At 69.1% G+C, this 21,685-nt stretch carries 17 protein-coding genes, 1 tRNA gene and 2 pseudogenes; 10 read left to right on the top strand and 10 right to left on the bottom strand.

Translation table 11 applies throughout. The features are described 5' to 3' along the window. Nucleotides 1-36: 36 nt before the first annotated feature. From ABZX90_RS08785 to ABZX90_RS08815, 7 genes are all read left to right on the top strand, one after another. Complete coding sequence (locus ABZX90_RS08785) at nt 37-498, top strand: hotdog fold thioesterase (RefSeq protein ID WP_351134261.1); 462 nt, start codon at nt 37-39, stop codon at nt 496-498. Nucleotides 499-919: 421 nt separating this feature from the next. Beyond that, the gene (locus tag ABZX90_RS08790; RefSeq protein ID WP_355202746.1) at nt 920-1,582 is read left to right on the top strand and encodes a hypothetical protein; all 663 of its coding nucleotides are present in this window, start codon (nt 920-922) and stop codon (nt 1,580-1,582) included. 412 nt (nt 1,583-1,994) lie between these two features. After that, the gene (locus ABZX90_RS08795; protein ID WP_351134283.1) at nt 1,995-3,200 is read left to right on the top strand and encodes a branched-chain amino acid ABC transporter substrate-binding protein; all 1,206 of its coding nucleotides are present in this window, start codon (nt 1,995-1,997) and stop codon (nt 3,198-3,200) included. Nucleotides 3,201-3,393: 193 nt separating this feature from the next. Continuing rightward, on the top strand, nt 3,394-4,326 hold the full coding sequence (locus ABZX90_RS08800) for a branched-chain amino acid ABC transporter permease (RefSeq protein WP_266757596.1): 933 nt from the start codon (nt 3,394-3,396) through the stop codon (nt 4,324-4,326). 5 nt (nt 4,327-4,331) lie between these two features. Then, the gene (locus tag ABZX90_RS08805) at nt 4,332-6,104 is read left to right on the top strand and encodes a branched-chain amino acid ABC transporter permease (RefSeq protein WP_355202922.1); all 1,773 of its coding nucleotides are present in this window, start codon (nt 4,332-4,334) and stop codon (nt 6,102-6,104) included. Between the two features lie 5 nt (nt 6,105-6,109). Next, nucleotides 6,110-7,147 carry an ABC transporter ATP-binding protein gene (locus ABZX90_RS08810; RefSeq protein ID WP_355202750.1) on the top strand — a complete coding sequence of 346 codons (1,038 nt, stop codon included), beginning with the start codon at nt 6,110-6,112 and terminating at the stop codon, nt 7,145-7,147. After that, complete coding sequence (locus ABZX90_RS08815; protein WP_351134253.1) at nt 7,144-7,860, top strand: ABC transporter ATP-binding protein; 717 nt, start codon at nt 7,144-7,146, stop codon at nt 7,858-7,860. Before ABZX90_RS08810 ends, ABZX90_RS08815 begins: the two co-directional genes overlap by 4 nt. Nucleotides 7,861-7,992: 132 nt before the next feature. On the opposite strand, the gene ABZX90_RS08820 is transcribed toward ABZX90_RS08815, so the two are convergent. After that, complete coding sequence (locus ABZX90_RS08820; protein ID WP_266757604.1) at nt 7,993-8,649, bottom strand: response regulator; 657 nt, start codon at nt 8,647-8,649, stop codon at nt 7,993-7,995. A 100-nt stretch (nt 8,650-8,749) separates the two neighbouring features. Between ABZX90_RS08820 and ABZX90_RS08825 the strand changes: the two genes are divergently transcribed. Both ABZX90_RS08825 and ABZX90_RS08830 read left to right on the top strand, forming a co-directional pair. Further along, nucleotides 8,750-8,822 (top strand) — tRNA-Leu (locus ABZX90_RS08825). Nucleotides 8,823-8,929: 107 nt separating this feature from the next. After that, complete coding sequence (locus tag ABZX90_RS08830; protein WP_355202754.1) at nt 8,930-9,322, top strand: hypothetical protein; 393 nt, start codon at nt 8,930-8,932, stop codon at nt 9,320-9,322. Nucleotide 9,323: 1 nt separating this feature from the next. Here ABZX90_RS08830 and pyk read toward each other — a convergent pair whose 3' ends face one another. Both pyk and ABZX90_RS08840 read right to left on the bottom strand, forming a co-directional pair. Further along, nucleotides 9,324-10,760 carry a pyruvate kinase gene (gene pyk, locus ABZX90_RS08835; protein WP_355202757.1) on the bottom strand — a complete coding sequence of 479 codons (1,437 nt, stop codon included), beginning with the start codon at nt 10,758-10,760 and terminating at the stop codon, nt 9,324-9,326. A 239-nt stretch (nt 10,761-10,999) separates the two neighbouring features. Then, nucleotides 11,000-11,731 carry an SIMPL domain-containing protein gene (locus ABZX90_RS08840; RefSeq protein WP_351134247.1) on the bottom strand — a complete coding sequence of 244 codons (732 nt, stop codon included), beginning with the start codon at nt 11,729-11,731 and terminating at the stop codon, nt 11,000-11,002. A 137-nt stretch (nt 11,732-11,868) separates the two neighbouring features. On the opposite strand from ABZX90_RS08840, the gene ABZX90_RS08845 reads away from it, so the two are divergent. Beyond that, nucleotides 11,869-13,674 carry a 5'-nucleotidase C-terminal domain-containing protein gene (locus tag ABZX90_RS08845; RefSeq protein WP_351134245.1) on the top strand — a complete coding sequence of 602 codons (1,806 nt, stop codon included), beginning with the start codon at nt 11,869-11,871 and terminating at the stop codon, nt 13,672-13,674. 85 nt (nt 13,675-13,759) lie between these two features. Here ABZX90_RS08845 and ABZX90_RS08850 read toward each other — a convergent pair whose 3' ends face one another. The 7 genes and pseudogenes from ABZX90_RS08850 to ABZX90_RS08880 all read right to left on the bottom strand — a co-directional run bounded on the left by ABZX90_RS08850 (nt 13,760) and on the right by ABZX90_RS08880 (nt 21,587). Beyond that, nucleotides 13,760-15,202: a SidA/IucD/PvdA family monooxygenase gene (locus tag ABZX90_RS08850; RefSeq protein WP_355202762.1), complete on the bottom strand. Its 1,443-nt coding sequence runs from the start codon at nt 15,200-15,202 to the stop codon at nt 13,760-13,762. Next, nucleotides 15,199-16,560: an aminotransferase class V-fold PLP-dependent enzyme gene (locus ABZX90_RS08855; protein WP_355202765.1), complete on the bottom strand. Its 1,362-nt coding sequence runs from the start codon at nt 16,558-16,560 to the stop codon at nt 15,199-15,201. Before ABZX90_RS08855 ends, ABZX90_RS08850 begins: the two co-directional genes overlap by 4 nt. Nucleotides 16,561-17,075: 515 nt before the next feature. Beyond that, on the bottom strand, nt 17,076-19,568 hold the full coding sequence (gene pepN, locus ABZX90_RS08860) for an aminopeptidase N (protein ID WP_355202767.1): 2,493 nt from the start codon (nt 19,566-19,568) through the stop codon (nt 17,076-17,078). A gap of 345 nt (nt 19,569-19,913) precedes the next feature. Beyond that, nucleotides 19,914-20,354 (bottom strand): annotated as a pseudogene (locus tag ABZX90_RS08865) (response regulator); the annotation flags it as partial. Between the two features lie 193 nt (nt 20,355-20,547). Beyond that, nucleotides 20,548-20,892, bottom strand: coding sequence for a chorismate mutase (locus tag ABZX90_RS08870; RefSeq protein WP_351135324.1), 345 nt, complete (start codon nt 20,890-20,892; stop codon nt 20,548-20,550). Between the two features lie 11 nt (nt 20,893-20,903). Continuing rightward, nucleotides 20,904-21,073, bottom strand: a pseudogene (locus tag ABZX90_RS08875) (AraC family transcriptional regulator); the annotation flags it as partial. A 58-nt stretch (nt 21,074-21,131) separates the two neighbouring features. Beyond that, a complete protein-coding gene (locus ABZX90_RS08880; RefSeq protein ID WP_351135322.1) occupies nt 21,132-21,587 on the bottom strand; it encodes a GNAT family N-acetyltransferase in 456 nt (151 codons plus the stop codon). Nucleotides 21,588-21,685: the final 98 nt, after the last annotated feature.

Below are 21,685 nucleotides of genomic sequence, written 5' to 3' on the forward strand. Positions count from 1 at the left end.
CGACGAAGTGGTCCACGACGAACGGAGCCGGGCCCCATGGGCGAACAGCACACCCCGAAGTTCCCGCAAGGGGTCATCGACGAGTACGCCGCACTGGGCGTCGACCTGCCCGCGCTCTTCTCCGCGGGCCACCTCGGCAACCGTATGGGCGTCCAGATCGTCGAGGCCTCCTCGGACCGCGTCGTGGGCACCATGCCGGTGGAGGGCAACACCCAGCCCTACGGCCTGCTGCACGGAGGAGCCTCCGCCGTCCTCGCCGAGACCATCGGCTCCGTCGGCGCCATGCTCCACGGCGGCATCACCAAGATCGCCGTCGGCGTCGACCTGAACTGCACCCACCACCGCGGCGTCCGCTCCGGCCTCGTCACCGGAGTGGCCACACCCGTCCACCGCGGACGCACCTCGGCGACGTACGAGATCGCCATCACCGACGAGGACGGCAAGCGCGTCTGCAGCGCCCGGCTCACCTGCATCCTCAAGGACGCACCCCAGAGCTGACACCCCCGGGGACCCGGCCGCACCCCTTCGGGGCGCCCCGGGGCCTCACAGGGGCCTCACAGGGGCCCCGAGGGGCCGTCACGGGCCGACCGAGGGTCGGAACCGTTCCCCCGGTCGGCGGGAACACACGGAAGCCGCCCGGGAGCGTCCGCCTCCCGGGCGCCCAGCCCCCGGACTCCCAGCCCGCGAAGCCGGGCCTCGGGACTCCCCACCCCGGGAGGCGACCACGGGGAGCCCACCCCGGGAGGCCGACCCCGGCAGCCCGACCTCGGGACATCCCACCCCGGCAGCCCGACCTCGGGGAGCCCACCTCGGGAGGCCGACCCCGGGAGCCCGACCCCGGGGAGCCCACCTCGGCCACCCAACGTCCCACCCCGCGCCGCCTCTTGGCGGAGCCGCGTGCTCCGGCCCAGCATGAGACATGACCGGCATCGGGCCCGTCGAGCCGTACCACTCCGATGAAGCCGACGGCCCCCACCAGGACGCACCCACCGACCTGCCGAAGTCCAACCCCCCGCACCTCGGCATCCGTTGGGCCGCAGTCCCGCGCCCGCGCCGGCGGCTCATCCGGGCCCTGGTCGTCATCGCGACCGCAACCGGCGCCCTCTTCGCCCCGCGCCCCGCACCCCACTCCCGGGCCACCCCGAACCCCTACCCGTGGCCCGCCAGTGTCACGACCCTCCACTACAAGGGCCGCGGCACCACGCCCACCTCCTTCCGCTTCGAGGTCGACATCGCCCGCGGCACCCCCGTCACCGTCCGCCGAGTGGGTTCCGGACTACCCGAGTTGAGCGCCAGCACCACACCCCGGCTGCCACTGACAGTAAGGGCCGGAAATCCCCGCACGATCACCGTACGCATCTCTGTATACGAGTGCGCCGCCCTGCCGCCCGCGATCGAGCTCCCCCACCTCGACCTGCTCATCAGCAACGAGACAGCACAGCAACAGCAAAGCTTTCTCTTCGGCGGCACCTACCCGCACGACCTGCGGACCGGCCTGCGCGCCCTCTGCTTCCCCAACCGGCCCTCCCCCACACCCACTTCACCCGGCCAAGACACCGGCGAACACCTCACACGGCAGTAACAGTCGGTTACCTCTGCCGTAACGAAGCAATCCCAGCGCCGCGAGGCACCCCGCACCACGCCCCCCGCGGCACCCCGACCCGACACCGCGCGTACAGCTTCCGCTCTCCGCCATGAACCCGGAACAGCGCGTTCTCACCATGCGAACACACAACCGCCTCCGACCAGCACACCGAAATGCTCCGATCGTCCGCCCCGCACCGCAGAGGGCACCCCCCGCATAACAAGAGCGTCACAGCCTTCCCTACGCTCCTCCCCACTCCCCCTACCTGCGCTTATAGTCACGGCCAGTCACCGCGCCGCCGGGCGCGTCACTGCACGGCCCTGCTTCATCCAGTACGGCCCGGCGAACCACACGGCCCCCACCCTGGGGTGCCGCGCCAGGGAGAGGATTCAACGTGCGACAGCGTTCTATGGTCATACTCACCGCCGTGCTCACTACAGGAGCACTCACGCTGACCGCCTGCGGCTCGCGCGACGACAGCGGCGACAGCAAGGGCGACAAGAAGACCGAGATCATCATCGGCGTCGACGCCCCGCTGACCGGTCAGAACTCGGCCACCGGCCTCGGCATCCAGGGCGGCGTCCAGATCGCCGTCGACGACGCCAACAAGAACAACACCGTTCCCGGCGTGACCTTCAAGGTCAAGGCGCTCGACGACAAGGCCATCCCGGCCTCCGGCCAGGCGAACGCCACCCAGCTCGTCCAGAACGAGAAGGTCCTCGGCGTCGTCGGCCCGCTGAACTCCGGCGTCGCCACCCAGATGCAGCAGGTGTTCGACACCGCCGGCCTGGTCGAGATCTCGCCGTCCAACACGGCCCCCGAGCTCACCCAGGGCAAGAACTGGCAGACCGCCAAGTCCCGCCCGTTCAAGACGTACTTCCGCACCGCCACCACCGACGCCCTCCAGGGCGGCTTCGCGGCCGACTACGCCTACAACACGCTGAAGAAGCGCAAGGTGTACGTGGTCGACGACAAGCAGACCTACGGCGCCGGCCTCGCCAAGCTCTTCAAGGCCGGCTTCACCAAGGCCGGCGGCAAGGTCGCGGGCGAGGACCACGTCAACACCGGCGACACGGACTTCTCGTCCCTCGTCACCAAGATCAAGAACGCCAAGGCCGACCTCGTCTACTACGGCGGCCAGTACGACGAGTCGGAGAAGCTCACCAAGCAGCTCAAGGACGGCGGAGTCAAGATCCCGCTGTTCGGCGGTGACGGCATGTTCACCCCGACCTACATCGAGACCGCCGGCAAGACCTCCGAGGGCGACCTGGTCACCTCGGTCGGCCAGCCCGTCGACTCCCTGCCCTCCGCCGCCGAGTTCATCAAGAAGTACAAGGCCTCCGGCCTCAAGGGCGACTACGGCACCTACGGTGGCTACTCCTACGACGCCGCCACGGCCATCATCAAGGCCATCGGCGCTGTCGTGAAGGACGGCAAGATCCCGGACGGCGCCCGCGCCAAGATCGTCGCCGAGGTCCAGAAGACCAAGTTCGACGGCATCGCCGGCCCCGTCGCCTTCGACGACTTCGGCGACACCACCAACAAGCAGCTCACCGTCTACCAGGTCGTCGACGGCAAGTGGAAGGCCGTCAAGAGCGGCACGTTCGAAGGCTAGTCCGCACCACCCGGGCCACTCCGGCGGATCGGTCCGAATCCAGGCACGGCGCCCGACGGCACCGCACGCCCGGTCCGATCCACCGGACAGGCCCTCAGCACAACCTCAGGGCCGCGCGGCCACGACCACACGTCACCGCGCGGCCCGCTTCATACGCCCTGCTCAATTCTCCCCACCACATGGAGGCCATGCGGTGAACACCCTGCCGCAGCAGCTGGCCAACGGGCTGTTCCTCGGCTCGATGTACGGGCTGATCGCCATCGGCTACACGATGGTGTACGGCATCGTCCAGCTCATCAACTTCGCCCACGGCGAGATCTTCATGACCGGCGGCTTCGGCGCACTCACGGTCTACCTCTACGTTCTGCCAAACGGCACATCCATGTGGATAGCCCTCCCAGCGATGCTGATAGGCGGCGGAATCGTCTCCGTCCTCATCGCCGTCGGGGCCGAACGCTTCGCCTACCGACCACTGCGCGGAGCGCCACGCCTCGCCCCCCTCATCACCGCCATCGGCCTGTCCCTCGCCCTGCAGCAGGTCGTGTTCAACGGGTACCCGGACGCGAAGACCGACATCACGTTCCCGCAGCTCCCCTTCGGGCCCCTGCACATCGGCTCCGTCAGCATCCAGAGCGGCAGCGTCTTCGTCATCATCGCCGCCCCCCTCTGCATGGCGGCCCTCGCCCTGTTCGTCAGCCTCTCCCGCACCGGCCGTGCCATGCAGGCCACCGCGCAGGACCCTGACACCGCACAGCTCATGGGCATCGACACCAACCGCATCATCGTCATCGCCTTCGCCATCGGCGGCTTCTTCGCCGCCGTCGCAGCCGTCGCCTACGGCCTGCGCTACGGCACGGTGAAGTACGACATGGGCTTCCAGATGGGCCTCAAGGCCTTCACCGCGGCCGTCCTCGGCGGCATCGGCAACATCTACGGCGCCATGATCGGCGGCCTCGTCCTCGGCCTCGCCGAGACCATGGCCACCAGCTACATCGACGGCATCCCGGGCATGCAGCAGCTCGGCGGCGGCGGCTGGTCCTCCGTCTGGGCCTTCGTACTCCTCATCCTCGTACTGCTGTTCAGGCCACAAGGCCTAGTCGGCGAACGCGTCGCGGACAGGGCGTGAGCACCATGGCAACCACCGAGACCACCACCACCGAGCGCGGCCTGATCGCACTCCCCGAGAGCGCCGCCCGCGCCCTCATCGCCTTCGGCGCCATCGCCACCATCGCCAGCACGTTCATGTCCTGGACCTACACGTCCGACTTCCCCGGGGACCTCACCTACTACGGCTCCCCGGCCGGACTCCAGATCCTCGCCCTCGTCGCCGGCGCGCTCACCCTCGTCTTCGCCCTGACCCTCTGGAACGTCCGAGGCCTCGGCTGGCTCAACCCGGCGGGCGCCACCCAGCCCGTCGTCCTCGCCGCCACCTCCGCGTTCGCCGTCAGCTGGTTCAGCGCGATCGCCATCGCCGTCGACCTCAAGGGCCTCGTCGCACTCGACCCCGGCGCCTACGTCGCCGCCGTCGGCTCGCTGATCGCCGTCCTCGGCACCCTGGCACTCCCCAAGCCCGGTGACACCTTCAAGGACTACGTCACCAAGCCGGACCTCATCCCCCCGGCCGCCAAACTGGCCGGCTGGCACGAGCGCCTCGTCATCACCGGCGCCACCGCCCTCGCGCTGATCGTCTTCACCTACGGCATCGGCGTCGACCCCGACGCAAGCGAAACGTTCCTGGGCTACCTGCTCCTCGTCGTCTTCGGCACCTGGGCCCTGCTCACCGCCGGACTCTTCGACCGCTTCGCCCAACTGAACGCCCGCCACAAGGGATTCGCCACCACCATGGCGTTCCTCGCCGCGGCGGTCTTCCCCTTCGTCGAGAACAACGAGCACAACGCCAACCTCGGCGTGAACATCCTCGTCGTCGGAACCGTCGCCCTCGGCCTCAACATCGTCGTCGGCCTCACCGGACTCCTCGACCTCGGATACGTCGCCTTCCTCGGCGTCGGCGCCTACGCCGCAGCCCTCGTATCCGGCTCCGAGTTCTCCCGCTTCGCCGGCGTCCAGTTCCCCTTCTGGGCCGCCATGCTCACCGGCATGGCCGCATCGCTCGTCTTCGGCGTCCTCATCGGCGCCCCCACCCTGCGACTGCGCGGCGACTACCTCGCCATCGTGACCCTGGGCTTCGGAGAGATCTTCCGCATCGCCGTCAACAACATGGACGGCGTCTCCGGACCCAACATCACCAACGGCCCCAACGGCATCTCCATGATCCCCGACCTCAACATCCTCGGGTTCAACTTCGGTGCCGCCCACGCCATCGGTGGCATCACCCTCGGCCGCTTCGCGAACTACTTCCTGCTGATGCTGCTCATCACCGGACTCGTCGTCGTCGTGTTCAACCGCGCCGCCGACTCCCGGATCGGCCGCTCCTGGATCGCCATCCGCGAGGACGAGACCGCCGCCACCGCCATGGGCATCAACGGCTTCCGCGTCAAGCTCATCGCCTTCGCCCTCGGCGCCTCCCTCGCCGGCCTTGCCGGAACGGTCAGCGCCCACGTCGGCTACAGCGTCAACCCGGCCCCGTACCAGTTCGCCGGCTCCGTGCCCCCGAACTCCGCGTTCCTGCTCGCCGCGGTCGTCCTCGGCGGCATGGGCACCGTCAACGGACCCATCCTCGGCGCCACCCTGCTCTACCTCCTCCCCGAGAAGCTCAGCTTCCTCAAGGAGTACGAGCTCCTCGCCTTCGGCATCGCGCTCGTCATCCTCATGCGCTTCCGCCCCGAGGGCATCATCGCCAACCGTCGCCGCCAGCTCGAGTTCCACGAGAGCGACGAAACCGTCCACATCCCCGAACAAGGCCTGCCCGACTCCACCGTCGGCGTCACCAAGGCAGGGGCGTAACCAACATGACCACCACCACAGCCCCCAGCCCCGTCCTCGAAGCCACCGGCGTCACCATGCGCTTCGGCGGCCTCACCGCCGTACGCAACGTCGACCTCACCGTCAACGCCGGAGAGATCGTCGGCCTCATCGGCCCCAACGGCGCGGGCAAGACCACCTTCTTCAACTGCCTCACCGGTCTGTACGTCCCCACCGAGGGCAAGGTCGCCTACAAGGGCACGGTGCTGCCCCCGAAGCCGCACCTGGTCACCAGCGCCGGCATCGCCCGCACCTTCCAGAACATCCGGCTCTTCGCCAACATGACCGTCCTGGAAAACGTGCTCGTCGGACGCCACACCCGCACCAAGGAAGGCCTCTGGTCCGCCCTCCTCCGCGGCCCCGGCTTCCGCAAGGCCGAGGCGACCTCCCGCGAACGCGCCATGGAACTGCTGGAGTTCATCGGCCTCGCCCACAAGGCCGACCACCTCTCCCGCAACCTCCCCTACGGCGAGCAGCGCAAGCTGGAGATCGCGCGAGCGATGGCGAGCGAGCCGGGCCTGCTCCTCCTGGACGAGCCCACCGCCGGCATGAACCCGCAGGAAACCCGCGCGACCGAAGAGCTCGTCTTCGCCATCCGCGACCGCGGCATCGCCGTCCTCGTCATCGAGCACGACATGCGCTTCATCTTCAATCTGTCCGACCGCGTGGCCTGCCTCGTCCAGGGCGAAAAGCTCGTCGAGGGAACGTCCGACGTCGTCCAGGGCGACGAGCGCGTCATCGCCGCCTACCTCGGCACCCCCTTCGAGGGCGCCCCCGGCGAAGAAGAACTCGCCGAGGTCGAGGCCGCCGAAGCCGCGGGAGCGGCGGAAGCCCCCACGGCCGAGGAAGCCGAAGAGACCACGGAAGCCGCAGAGACCGACGAAGCCCCCGAGGCCGAAGGAACGTCCGACGCCCCCGCGGCAGCCGCCGACGCCGACGCCCCCGAAGCCTCCGAGGCACCCGCCGCGTCCGACGACTCCGACGCACAGGGCAGCAGCACCAGCAAGGAAGGAAACGCCCAGTGACCGCACTGCTCGAGGTCGAAGACCTCAAGGTCGCCTACGGCAAGATCGAAGCCGTCAAGGGCATCTCCTTCACCGTCGAAGCCGGCCAGATCGTCACCCTCATCGGCACCAACGGCGCCGGCAAGACGACGACCCTGCGCACCCTCTCCGGGCTCCTCAAGCCCAGCGGAGGCCGCATCCTCTTCGACGGCCAGCCCCTCGCCAACGTCCCCGCCCACAAGATCGTCGCCCTCGGACTCGCACACTCCCCCGAGGGACGCCACATCTTCCCCCGCCTCACCATCATGGAGAACCTCCAGCTCGGAGCGTTCCTCCGCACCGACAAGGCGGGCATCGAGAAGGACATCCAGCGCGCCTACGACCTCTTCCCCATCCTGGGAGAGCGCCGCAAGCAGGCCGCGGGCACCCTCTCGGGCGGCGAACAGCAGATGCTCGCCATGGGACGCGCCCTCATGTCCCAGCCCAAACTGCTCATGCTCGACGAGCCCTCCATGGGCCTCTCGCCGATCATGATGCAGAAGATCCTCGCCACCATCGCCGAACTCAAGGCGTCCGGCACGACCATCCTCCTCGTCGAGCAGAACGCCCAGGCGGCGCTCTCCCTCGCCGACCAGGGTCACGTCATGGAGGTCGGCAACATCGTCCTCTCCGGCACCGGCCAGGACCTGCTCCACGACGAGTCCGTCCGCAAGGCGTACCTCGGCGAGGACTGACACTCCCCGCGACCCCTCCGGTCGCACGAAGAGGCCCGCACCTCCGTCAGGGGTGCGGGCCTCTGTCGTCCGCTCTCGTCCGCGGACACGATGCGGATCCAAGCTCTTCAACACTCTCCAACGGGCGCGGAACTAGCCCTTCGACGCCTTCTTCTCCTCGGCGTCCTCGATGACCGCCTCGGCGACCTGCTGCATCGACATACGACGGTCCATCGACGTCTTCTGGATCCAGCGGAACGCCGCCGGCTCCGTCAGGCCGTACTCCGTCTGCAGCACCGACTTCGCGCGGTCCACCAGCTTCCGCGTCTCCAGACGCTGCGTGAGATCCGCGATCTCACCCTCCAGCGCCTTCAGCTCGGCGAACCGGGACACCGCCATCTCGATCGCCGGCACCACGTCACTCTTGCTGAACGGCTTCACCAGGTACGCCATCGCACCCGCGTCACGGGCCCGCTCGACGAGGTCGCGCTGCGAGAACGCGGTGAGCATCAGGACCGGGGCGATGGACTCCTCGGCGATCTTCTCCGCCGCGGAGATGCCGTCGAGCTTCGGCATCTTCACATCGAGGATCACGAGGTCCGGCTTGTGCTCCCGGGCCAGCTCGACGGCCTGCTCACCGTCACCCGCCTCACCTACGACGGTGTAGCCCTCCTCCTCCAGCATCTCCTTGAGGTCGAGACGGATCAGCGCCTCGTCCTCGGCGATGACGACACGGGTCGTCAGCGGAGGCACGTGCGACTTGTCGTCGTCGGGCGCGTCTACGGGCTGGGGCGACTCGGGGGCGGTCACGGGGGCTCCTCGTTCAGGGCGGGGACTGCTGACAAGAGCCTACCTAGCTGCGGTAAGGTGAGGGCACGGCGGGTGATCGCTACCCTCTGTTTCAGAGGAAGCCCCGGTAGCCCAGCGGTAGAGGCCATGGATTCAAAACCCATCCAGCGTCGGTTCGAATCCGACTCGGGGCACTTTTCCTTGGATGTCAAGGTTGCTTCACGAAAGCGGATGTTCCCATTCCGGTGAACATCCGCTTTTTTGCTGCATGTCGCAAGTTCCCCGTGCACACAGTGGCCATATGTACGACATGGGCACACGCAAGCGAACTCTCGCCCTGCTGGACCGTGGGCGCAGCCTGAACCCGGTGAGCAAGGAGACCGGGATCTCCCGAGCCGCGAGCCGCTCATGGCAGGTACGCATCGAGCCCCTCGACGGCAACCGCTCGCAGCCCTGCCCGAGGTGCCGGGCCATCCCCGAGGAGCCTGACGAGCCCGCCGCGTACGCTTACTTGCAGCGCTATGAGTACCCCCGGTACTTCTTCACCAACAAGTCGTCCGACATCATGCGCCTCTTCACGGACACCCTCGACGCGGTCGGCGTCGACTGGAAGCAGCCGAACTCCCGCAACATCTCCATCGCCCGCGTTGCCTCAGTAGCCCTCATGGACGCCCGCGTACGCCCCAAGTACTGACCTACTTGGGGCTGTCGTCCTCGCCGATGTGGTGGACGCGGACGAGGTTCGTCGAGCCGGAGACGCCGGGCGGGGAGCCTGCGGTGATCACGACGATGTCGCCCTTGGCGCAGCGGCCGTATTTGAGGAGGAGTTCGTCGACCTGGTCGACCATGGCGTCGGTGGAGTCGACGTGGGGGCCGAGGAAGGTTTCGACGCCCCAGGTGAGGTTGAGCTGGGAGCGGGTGGCGGGGGTGGGGGTGAAGGCGAGGAGGGGGATCGGGGAGCGGTAGCGGGAGAGGCGGCGGACGGTGTCGCCGGACTGGGTGAAGGCGACGAGGAATTTGGCGCCGAGGAAGTCGCCCATTTCGGCTGCGGCGCGGGCGACGGCTCCGCCTTGGGTGCGGGGTTTGTTGCGGTCGGTGAGGGGTGGGAGGCCCTTGGCGAGGATGTCCTCTTCGGCCGCTTCGACGATGCGCGCCATGGTCCTGACGGTTTCGATGGGGTATTTGCCGACGCTGGTCTCGCCGGAGAGCATGACGGCGTCGGTGCCGTCGATGACGGCGTTGGCGACGTCGGAGGCTTCGGCGCGGGTGGGGCGGGAGTTGTCGATCATCGAGTCGAGCATCTGGGTGGCGACGATGACGGGTTTGGCGTTGCGTTTGGCGAGTTTGATGGCGCGCTTCTGGACGATCGGGACTTGTTCCAGGGGCATTTCGACGCCGAGGTCGCCGCGGGCGACCATGATGCCGTCGAAGGCGGCGACGATGTCGTCGATGTTGTCGACGGCCTGGGGTTTTTCGACTTTGGCGATCACGGGGAGACGGCGGCCTTCTTCGTCCATGATGCGGTGGACGTCCTTGATGTCCTTGCCGCTTCTGACGAAGGAGAGGGCGATGACGTCGAAGCCGGCGCGCAGGGCCCAGCGGAGGTCTGCTTCGTCCTTGTCGGAGAGGGCGGGGACGGAGACGGCGACGCCGGGGAGGTTGAGGCCTTTGTGGTCGGAGACCATGCCGCCTTCGATGACGGTGGTGTGGACGCGGGGGCCGTCGACGGAGGTGACTTCGAGGCAGACTTTGCCGTCGTCGACGAGGATGCGTTCACCGGGAGTGACGTCCGCTGCCAGTCCGTCGTAGGTGGTTCCGCAGGATTCGCGGTCTCCTTGGGCGCCTTCTTCGACGGTGATGGTGAAGGTGTCTCCGCGTTCAAGGAGTACGGGGCCTTCGGTGAAGCGGCCGAGTCGGATCTTCGGGCCTTGAAGGTCGGCGAGGATTCCGACGCTGCGGCCGGTCTCGTCGGAGGCCTTTCGCACGTGGTGGTAGCGCTCCTCGTGGTCGGCGTGGGTGCCGTGGCTGAGGTTGAAGCGGGCTACGTCCATTCCGGCTTCGACCAGGGCTTTGATCTGGTCGTACGAGTCGGTGGCGGGGCCCAATGTACAGACGATCTTTGCTCGGCGCATGGTTCGAGCCTAGGCCTTACCGGTCGGTAGAGAATTGGTCGCGCGTGACTACTCAACAACCTTTGCGTGAAGGGTTATTGACAACTGTTGAATTGTGCGCCGGGGTGCTCCGATGAGCGAGGGTGGCTCCCGGCGCGTTCGAGGGGTTGCTCTTCCTGGTCTGTTTCCAGTGTCCGTCGGCCGTGTGGTGGGTGCGGGGCAGAGCCGGTCGGTGACTGTCCGTGGTTTTCGCTGGGCGGCTAGAGCTGGGGTGGGGCCATGGTGAAGCGGGCGTTGACCTGGGCGTGGACGTGTTGGCGTTGGGGTTCGAGGTCGAGGGGTGCTGGTTCGTCCTCGGTGGGGCCGCCGCCGTAGGCGGATCTGCGGGTGCGGGTGCTCTGGGCGGTGAGGGCGTAGGGGTGGGTCTCTTCGGCGCCGATGTCGGCGAGTTCGACGAGGGCGATGAGGGTGGTGTCGAGGGCTTCGGCGTATTCGCGGGCGCGTTGGACGGCTTCACGGACGGCTTGTTGGCGTGCTGTGCGGTGGGCGGGCGAGTCGGTGCGCAGGGCCCACCAGGGGCCGTCGACGCTGGTCTGGTCGAGGTCGGCGAGGGCGGTGGCGAGTTCGCCGAGTGCGGTGAAGTCGGTGAGTTCGGCGGTGATGTGGACGTGTCCGTGGTAGGTGCGGACGCGTTCTCCGCGACCGTGCCGGCCGAGTTCGGGGCTGATGGTGAAGGTGCTGGTTTCGAGGCGCTCGACGGCGTCGCCGTAGCTTTTGACGAGGTCGAGGGCGTGGGTGTTGCGGCGGGTGAGGTCGGCGAGGGCTTCGCGGCGGTCTTTGCCGCGGGCGTTGACGGAGATGCCGATGCGGGCGATCTCGGGGTCGACTTCGAGGTGGGCTTCGCCTCGGACGGCGATGCGGGGTGTGTCGGGGGTGCCGTAGGGGACGGCGGGTGGGGTTTCGTGGTCGGTGGGGGCCGTGTTGGGGGTCATACGTCCCACTCTGTCACTGGGCGGGGGGTGTGTGGTGCCGTCAGGTCATCGAATGGAAACCTCCAGGGCCTGTTGCGGGGGCCGGTGTTGGGTCAGAATCTACGCGCGTCGTTGACCTTTCCCGAGGAGTTCCAGACATGCCGTTGAACCGCCGCAAGTTCCTGAAGAAGTCCGCCGTGACGGGTGCCGGGGTGGCGCTCGCGGGTGCGGGCGCGGCTCCGGCGGCGCAGGCCGCGGAGGCGAAGGGGGGTGCCAAGCCGGTCAAGCGCTACGCGCTGACGGTGATGGGCACGACCGATCTGCATGGTCACGTCTTCAACTGGGACTACTTCAAGGACGCGGAGTACTCGGACAAGGCGGGCAACGCGCAGGGTCTGGCGCGGATCTCGACGCTGGTGAACAAGATCCGTGAGGAGAAGGGCCGTTGCAACACGCTGCTGCTCGACGCCGGTGACACGATCCAGGGCACGCCGCTGACGTACTACTACGCGAAGGTGGATCCGATCACCGCCAAGGGTGGTCCGGTGCACCCGATGGCGCAGGCGATGAACGCGATCGGCTATGACGCGGTGGCGCTGGGGAACCACGAGTTCAACTACGGCATCGAGACGCTGCGGAAGTTCGAGTCGCAGTGCCGTTTCCCGCTGTTGGGCGCGAACGCGCTGGACGCGAAGACGCTGAAGCCGGCGTTCCCTCCGTACTTCATGAAGCAGTTCCATGTGCATGGTGCGCCGCCGGTGAAGGTGGCGGTGCTGGGTCTGACGAACCCGGGTATCGCGATCTGGGACAAGGCGTATGTGCAGGGCAAGCTGACGTTCCCGGGGCTGGAGGAGCAGGCGGCGAAGTGGGTGCCGAAGCTGCGTTCGATGGGCGCGGACGTGGTGGTCGTGTCGGCGCATTCCGGTTCGTCGGGGACGTCGTCGTACGGTGACCAGTTGCCGTACGTGGAGAACTCGGCGGCGCTGGTGGCGCAGCAGGTGCCGGGGATCGACGCGATCCTGGTGGGTCACGCGCACCTGGAGATCCCGGAGTTGAAGGTCACGAACACGGCGTCGGGGAAGACGGTCGTGCTGTCGGAGCCGCTGGCGTATGCGGAGCGGTTGTCGGTGTTCGACTTCGAGCTGGTCTTCGAGAAGGGTCGTTGGCAGGTCGAGTCGGTGGCGGCTTCGGTCCGTAACACGAACTCGGTGGCGGACGACCCGAGGATCACGCGGCTGCTGAAGGACGAGCACGACGTGGTGGTGGCGTACGTCAACCAGGTGGTCGGTACGGCGACGGAGACGTTGACGACGGTGGAGGCGCGTTACAAGGACGCTCCGATCATCGATCTGATCACGAAGGTGCAGGAGGACGTGGTCAGGGCGGCGCTGGTGGGGACGCAGTACGCGTCGTTGCCGGTGATCGCGCAGGCGTCGCCGTTCTCGCGGACGTCGGAGATTCCGGCGGGGTCTGTGACGATCCGGGATCTGTCGGGCCTGTATGTGTACGACAACACGCTGGTGGCGAAGGTTCTGACGGGTGCGCAGGTGCGGGCGTACCTGGAGTACTCGGCGAACTACTTCGTGCAGACGGCGTCGGGTGCGGTGATCGACCCGGAGAAGCTGACGAACGCGAACAACCGTCCGGACTACAACTACGACTATGTGTCGGGGCTCCGGTACGACATCGACATCGCGCAGGCCGAGGGTTCGCGGATCAAGAATCTGACTTTCAACGGTGCGGCGCTGGACGATGCGCAGCAGTTCGTGCTCGCGGTGAACAACTACCGTGCCAATGGTGGCGGTGCGTTCCCGCATGTGGCTTCGGCGACCGAGGTGTGGTCGGAGTCGACGGAGATCCGGACGCGGATCGCGGAGTGGGTGACGGCGAAGGGTTCTCTGGACCCGAAGGAGTTCGCGTCGGTGGACTGGAAGCTGACGCGTGACGGTACGCCTGTGTTCTAGGGCGGGGCGGTTTTGGTTCGGCGGCGTCGGCGTGGATTCTCGCGTCGGCGCCGTCGTCGTTCGGGCTCGCCTTGGTCCACCGCTGTCATCTGCCCTCGGCGAGGGGAATCAGGGGGACGAGGGGAGGGCGGGTGCGCGTTTCCTGGCCTTGGCGGGCGGAGGGGATGCGGGGGGTCTGTTCCAGGCCGAAGGTGGTGAAGGCGGTTCGGCCGGGGAGCGGGTAGGGGTCTTTGCCGGTGAGGGAGTTGAGGATGGTGGCGCTGCGCCAGGCGGCGAGGCCGAGGTCGGGGGCGCCGACGCCGTGGGTGTGGAGTTCGGCGTTCTGGACGTAGACGCTGCCGGTGACGGAGGGGTCGAGGATCAGGCGGAACTGGTCGTCGATGCGGGGTCGTTGGGCGCTGTCGCGGCTCAGGTGGGGGTCGAGTCCGGCGAGGAGCGGGGCGATGGGGCGTTCGCGGTAGCCGGTGGCGAGGACGACGGCGTCGGTGGTGAGGCGGGTGCGGGTGCCTTGCTGGCCGTGTTCGAGGTGGAGTTCGACTTTGGTGGTGGCGACGCGTCCGGCGGTGCGGACGGTGACGGCGGGGGTGAGGACGGCGTCGGGCCAGCCGCCGTGGAGGGTGCGGCGGTAGAGCTCGTCGTGGATGGCGGCGATGGTGTCGGCGTCGATGCCTTTGTGGAGTTGCCATTGCGCGGCGACGAGCCGGTCGCGGACGGGTTCGGTGAGGGCGTGGAAGTAGCGGGTGTAGTCGGGGGTGAAGTGTTCGAGGCCGAGTTTGGAGTACTCCATCGGCGCGAAGGCCTCGGTGCGGGCGAGCCAGTGGATCTTCTCGCGTCCGGTGGGGCGGTTGCGCAGCAGGTCGAGGAAGACTTCGGCGCCTGATTGGCCCGCGCCGATGACGGTGATGTGTTCGGCGGTGAGGAACTGCTCGCGGTGTTTGAGGTAGTCGGCGGCGTGGATGACGGGTACGCCGGGGGCTTCGACGAGTGGTTTGAGTGGTTCGGGGATGTGGGGGGCGGTGCCGACGCCGAGGACGATGTTGCGGGTGTGGGTGCGGCCGACGGCTTCGGCTTCTCCGTCGGCGTCGAGTTGGGTGAAGTCGACTTCGAAGACGTCTTGTTCGGGGTTCCACCGGACGGCGTCGACCTGGTGTCCGAAGCGGAGGCCGGGGAGGTGGTCGGCGGCCCAGCGGCAGTAGGCGTCGTATTCGGCGCGCTGGATGTGGAAGCGCTCGGCGAAGTAGAAGGGGAAGAGGCGGTCCCGGTCCTTGAGGTAGTTGAGGAAGGACCAGGGGCTTGCGGGGTCGGCGAGGGTCACGAGGTCGGCGAGGAAGGGGACTTGGAGGGTGGCGCCGTCGATGAGGAGGCCGGGGTGCCAGTCGAAGCCGGGGCGTTGTTCGTAGAAGACGGTGTCGAGTTGGGTGAGGGGCTGGGCGAGGGCGGCGAGGGAGAGGTTGAAGGGGCCGATGCCGATGCCGACCAGGTCGCGGGGTGTTTCGGCGGGGCGCTGGGGGTGGGGCGTCGGGCTCATCGGGGGGTGTGTCCTTCCACCAGTTTCAGGAGCGTGGCCAGGTCGCCCGGCCGGGTGTGGGGGTTGAGGAGGGTGGCTTTGAGCCAGCGGCGGCCGTCGAGGGTGGCGCGGCCGAGGACGGCGCGGCCTTCGTTGAGGAGGGTGCGGCGTACGGCGGCGACGGTGTCGTCGGTGGCGTCGGTGGGCCGGAACAGGACGGTGCTGATGGCGGGCCGGTCGTAGAGCTCGAGGCCGGGGTGGGCGGTGATGAGGTCGGCGAGTTCGTGGGCGTGGGAGCAGACCTGGTCGACGAGTTGGCCGATGCCGTGTCGTCCGAGGGTTTTGAGGGTGACGGCCATCTTGAGGATGTCGGGGCGTCGGGTGGTGCGCAGGGAGCGGCCGAGGAGGTCGGGGAGGCCTGCTTCGGTGTCGTCGCCGGCGTTGAGGTAGTCGGCTCGGTGTCCGAGGGGGGTGAGGTCGGCGGGGTCGCGTACGGCGAGGAGTCCGGCGGCGACGGGCTGCCAGCCGAGTTTGTGCAGGTCGAGGGTGACGGTGTCGGCGCGGGCGAGTCCGTCGAGTCCGGTGCGGTGCCGGTCGCTGAAGAGGAGGCCTCCGCCGTAGGCGGCGTCGATGTGGAGGCGGGCGCCGTGGGTGGCGCAGAGGTCGGCGATGTCGGGCAGGGGGTCGATGAGTCCGGCGTCGGTGGTGCCTGCGGTGGCGGCGACGAGGAGGGGGCCGTGGAGGTGGGTGAGGGCGCTGTCGAGGGCGGCGGGGTCGAGGGTGCCGGCGGGTGCGGGGACGACGACGGGTTCGGGGAGGCCGAGGAGCCAGGTGGCGCGGTGGAGGGAGTGGTGGGCGTTGGCGCCGCAGACGAGTTGGACGCTGCCGTGTGTCTCGCGGGCGAGGAGGAGGGCGAGTTGGTTGGACTCGGTGCCGCCGGTGGTGACGAGGGCGTCGCCTTCGGTGCCGTAGACCTCGTGGGCGAGGGTCCGGGTGAGGAGGGTTTCGAGTTCGGAGGCGGCGGGGGCCTGGTCCCAGGAGTCGAGGGAGGGGTTGAGGACGGAGGCGGCGAGGTCGGCGGCGGTGGCGACGGCGAGGGGTGGGCAGTGCAGGTGGGCCGCGCACAGGGGGTCGGCGGGGTCGGCGGCGCCTTCGGCGAGGGCGCGGACGAGGGTGTGCAGGGCGGCGTCGTCGCCGTGGTGGGGCAGGAGGTCGCCGGCGGCGTCGCGGAGGCGTTGGGCGACGTGTTCGGGTCCTCCGGCGGGGAGGGGGCCTCCGCGGGCGGCGGTGCCTTCGGCGAGTGCGTGGAGGACGGTGTCGAGCAACGGCCGGAGTGCGTCGGGGCCTTCGGGGCCTGAGGCGAGGGGCGGCGTGCTCATGGGTGTCCTCCGGTGGACGCGTGGCGGGGTCCGTCCCAGCGTGTACGCGTTTTGGGCAGGTGTGCCCGCCAAGGACAACGATTCGGCCCCGGCGGGGGTACTGCCGTACGGAGGAAATGTGTGGGCGGGGGGCGGGAGTGCAGGGCCCCTGCCGGGCTTCTGCCTGAGGAGTGGTCCGGGGTGGTTGGGCGGTGGTTGGGCCTGAACGGCCGTGTACGCGAACGCCGGAGAGGCTGGAAGTCGGCCTCTCCGGCGTTCGAGGAGCGGGGTCCGGGGCGGAGCCCGGGGTCGGGTCGGGCAGGGACGGTGGAGGCGAAAGCCTCGGGGTCTAGGGCCTGTCCGGCGGATCATGCCGGAGACGCGGGGCCTGGCACGCCCACCTGCTGCGTTGTCGTCGGTTGCCGATGCTCCGCATCGACGCCCTCCTCCGCCTTGCAGTTGCACGCACCAGGCCCCACTCACGTGCACTGATCAGGCGCCGCAGGTTTCCTCCGACTTGATCCGCCGGACAGGCCCTAGCCCTTCCTCACCCGCAACGCGCGTGCGAGGTCGTCGAGTTGGTCGACGAGTTTGCGGCGCAGGGCCGGGATGGGGTCGGCGTCGCTGAGGCAGGTCTCGCCGAGGGCGAGGGTCTCGGGGGCGACGGCGTAGGCGGGGAAGGCCCAGCGGCCGGCGGCTTCGGCGATGGCGGGGCCGCGCCGTCCGGCGACGGCCACGGCGTGGGGCCAGTAGCGCTCGACGTACTCGCGGACGAGGTCGGTCTGTTCGGGCTGCCAGAAGCCCTGGGCGGTGGCGGTGAACAGGTAGTTGGAGAGGTCGTCGGTGGCGAACATGGCGTCCCAGGCGGCGCGTTTGGCCTGCGGGTCGGGCAGTGCGGCGCGGCAGCGGGCGGCGCCTTCCTGGCCGGTGGCGCTGGGGTCCTGGACGAGTTCGGCGTCGATCACGGCGTCGTCGACGGCGCCGAGGACGGAGAGCCGGCCGAGAATGCGCCAGCGCAGCTCGGGGTCGAGTTCGGGGCCGCCGGGGACGGTGCCTTCGGAGAACCAGGCGCTGATGGTGTCGGGGTGGGCGGCGACGTCGATGAGGTGGCGTACGGCGGTGAGGCGGAGGCCGGGGTGGGAGCCGTCCTCGGTGCGGCGGATGAGGTCGCGGCACAGGGCGGTGAGGGTGGCGAGGGCGGTGGGGCGTTCCTCGGGGCGCAGGAACCGGTCGGCGACGTGGAGGGTCGCGAAGGACAGGACGCCTTGGACGAGGGCGAGGTCGGTCTCGGACGGCAGGTGGGTGCGGGCGGCCTCGATGTAGGCCATGGCGGGCAGTTCGCCGTCGCGTACGGCGTCGCGCAGGGCGTTCCAGACGACGGCCCGGGTGAGGGGGTCGGGGAGGCCGGAGAGGGCTGCTTGCACGGTCTGGAAGGACTTGGTGTCGAAGCGGACCTTGGCGTAGGAGAGGTCGCCGTCGTTGAGGAGGAGCAGGTCGGGGCGGCGGCCGGGGCGGGGCTTGTCGGCGTCATTCTGGGGGACGTCGAGTTCGAAGCGGTCGCGCAGGACCAGCCGCTTGTCCTCGCCGGGGACCCTGTCGTAGGCGCCTACGGCGATGCGGTGGGGGCGGCTGCCGTCGCGGTCGACGGTGAGCTGCCAGTGGCCGTCGGCCTCGGTGATGGCGGGCGTCAGGGTGTCCACGCCGGTGGTGCGCAGCCAGGCGTCGGCCCAGGCGTGTACGTCGCGTTCGGTGGCGGAGGCGAGGTTGTCGATGAAGTCGGCGAGGGTGGCGTTGCCGAACTTGTGGCGGGCGAAGTGGGTGTTGATGCCGGCGAGGAAGTCCTTCTCGCCGAGCCAGGCCACGAGTTGGCGCAGTGCTGAGGCGCCCTTGGCGTAGGAGATGCCGTCGAAGTTGAGCATGGCGGACGCGGTGTCGGGGACGGCGTCGGGGTCGGGGGCGACGGGGTGGGTGGAGGGGCGCTGGTCGGCGTCGTAGCCCCAGGACTTGCGGGCGACGCCGAAGTCGACCCAGGTGTCGGTGAAGCGGGTGGCTTCGGTGAGGGTCTGGTAGCCCATGTACTCGGCGAAGGACTCGTTGAGCCAGATGTCGTCCCACCAGCGCAGGGTGACGAGGTCGCCGAACCACATGTGGGCCATCTCGTGGGCGATGACCACGGCGCGGGTCTGGCGTTCGGTGTCGGTGACGGCGGAGCGGTAGATGAACTCGTCGCGGAAGGTGACGAGGCCGGGGTTCTCCATGGCGCCGGCGTTGAATTCGGGGACGAACGCCTGGTCGTAGGAGTCGAAGGGGTAGGGCTCGTCGAACTTCTCGTGGTAGCGGTCGTAGCAGGCGCGGGTGATGTCGAGGATCTCGTCGGCGTCGGCGTCGAGGTAGGGGGCGAGTGAGCGGCGGCAGTGGAGGCCGAAGGGGAGGCCGCGGTGCTCGGTGCGCACGGAGTGCCAGGGGCCTGCGGCGACGGCGACGAGGTAGGTGGAGATCAGCGGGGTGGGCGCGGCTTTCCAGTGGCCGTGTCCGAGGTGTTCGGTGACGCCGTTGGCGAGGACGGTCCAGCCTTCGGGTGCGGTGACGGTCAGCTCGAAGACGGACTTGAGGTCGGGCTGGTCGAAGGCGGCGAAGACGCGCTGGACGTCCTCCATGAAGAGCTGGGTGTAGAGGTAGGTCTCGCCGTCGGTGGGGTCGGTGAAGCGGTGCATGCCCTCCCCGGTGCGGGAGTAGCGCATGCGCGCGTCGACGCGCAGTTCGTGCTCACCGGCGGTGAGTCCCTTGAGGGGCAGCCGGTTCTCGTCGAGGGTCTCGGGGTCGAGGGGCCGGCCGTCGAGGGTGACGGAGCGCAGTTCTGCGGGCTTCAGCTCGACGAAGGTGTCCGCGTCGGCGCGGGTGGTGAACCGGATGACGGTGCGGGAGTCGAAGGTCTCGTCCCCTCCTGTCACGTCGAGTTCGATCCCGTAGTGGTGGACGTCGAGGAGCTTGGCACGGGTCTGCGCTTCGTCGCGCGTCAGTACGGACATGAGGACATGCTGCCCGATGCCGCAGACGGGACACAGAGGTGGTCCGGTATATGTGCATTGTCGGCGCCGGGTCGCGAGCCGCGGTTATGGTGTGCGGCCCTGTTCCGTCCGGCCGCCGTCCCGTGACGCGTGCTGGTTGTCCTGGGCCGCGTGCGGGCCGTCCGGCAGCGCGTGCCGGTTCTCCTGGGGCTCGTGGCGGCCCTCCCGGGGCTGGTGCCGGTCTTCCCTGGCTTCGCGTCGGTCCTCTCCCGGCTCGTGCCGGTCCTCCCGTGGTGGGCGCGGGTCCTGCTGGGGGCGGCGTCGGCCGGGGATGCGCGCGTCGGGATGGGTGAGGGCCGGGTCCGGGGTGTGGTCCTTGACGAGGGCGCGCAGTTCGCGCACCTCCTGTTCGAGGGCGTGGTGGCGGCGGTGGGCCTCGTAGAGGTAGCGGACCTTGGTGCGCAGGGCCCAGGGGTCGACCGGTTTCATGAGGAGGTCGGCGACGCCGAGGCCGAAGGCGGTGGCGGTGAGGTCGGCGTCCGGGCCGAAGCCGGTGAGCAGGATGACGGGGATGTGCTGGGTCTGTTCCACGCGTCGCATGTAGCGGACGACGTCGAGGCCGCTGACGCCGGGCATGCGGACGTCGAGGAGGAGCAGGGCGACCTGGCCGCGCAGGACTTCCTTGAGCGCCTCGTCGCCGCCGGTGGCGCGCCCCACCCGGTAGCCGAGCGGGGCCAGGGCGCTCTCCAGGGCGTACAGGGTGTCCTCGTGGTCGTCGACGATGAGGATCTTGGCATCCGACGGCATGGCCCGACGTCCCCTCGTTTGGGCATACCAGCTTATGCCCGTACGGATTCACGGCGCGTGCCCGTGGCGGTGGCGGAGGTGCTCGTCGGCGAGGACGGGCGTGGCGTGCTCGACGGCGTCCGCGGGCGCGGCGTGTGCGGCAGGAACTGTGCGGGAGTGCACAGCGCAGGATGCCCGCTGGGGCCCGCCGGTGTCACTCCCCTGTGTCGGCTGTGGTGCTGCCCGCGTCGTCGGCGATGCGTTCGTGGTGCCGGATGACCTCGGCGATGATGAAATTCAGCAGTTTTTCGGCGAAGGCCGGATCCAGTTTGGCGCTCTCGGCGAGGCGGCGGAGCCGGGCGATCTGGTGGGCCTCGCGGGAGGGGTCGGCGGGCGGCAGCTGGTGGGCTGCTTTGAGGTGGCCGACCTGCTGGGTGCATTTGAAGCGTTCGGCGAGCATGTGGACGACGGCGGCGTCGATGTTGTCGATGCTGTCGCGCAGCCGGGCGAGTTCCGTGCTGACGGCGGGGTCGACTTCCTGGGGCTTGCTGGTGGTCATGGCACTCAACCCTACGTGGCCGGCGGGGGCTGGATCATGGGCGGATCGTCGGGGTCCGGGGTCGGGTCGTGGTCGCTCCGGTCGCCGGGGAGGGTGCGGGTTTGTTGCTCGCGGAAGCGGACGGGGCTGTGCCGACGCGGCGGGTGAACAGGCGGGAGAAGCAGGCGGGGTCGTCGTAGCCGGGCGTGAGGGTGTCAACGACGTGTGGGGGCTGGAGTTCGAGGGGGCGGGGAACGTCCTTACGGCCGTGGGCCGGTGAGGACCTTGTGGAAGTGCACGTCCTGGTGTCCGCCCGGGATGCCGTCGGTGCGGCCGGTCTCGCGGTAGCCGTGCCCGCGGTAGAAGTCGGGGGCCTGGAAGGTGAACGACGAGACGATCATCTCGGTGCAGCCGCGCCGGACGCTCTCCTCCTCGGCCGCCCGCAGGAGCTTGCCGCCCCAGCCCGCGTGCCGCTGGTCGGCCCGTACCCACAGCATGTCGACGGCGCAGCAGCTGCCCCATACCCAGGCGGTGAGGCCGCCGACGAGTTCTCCGTCGGTGTCGGTCACCCGGACCGAGAGCGGCTCGGGTTCACCGGCGCCGGTCGCCGTCGCGTTGAAGGCGGTGAGTTCGTCGTCGAGCCGCTGTTGCAGGGCGGCGTCCTTGGCGCCGATCAGCAACGAAGCGGCGACGGGCTGGCGGTGTCGGCTGGTCATGGCAGCGAGTATGCCGACGCCGCGGCCGGGTGCCGAACGCATTTCCCCGCCCGGGCGCTCGCCCCGCGACGGTCGCCCCGCGACGGTCGCCCGCGACG

It is taken from the genome of Streptomyces sp. NPDC002935, assembly GCF_040611295.1.
Classification (GTDB): Bacteria; Actinomycetota; Actinomycetes; order Streptomycetales; family Streptomycetaceae; genus Streptomyces.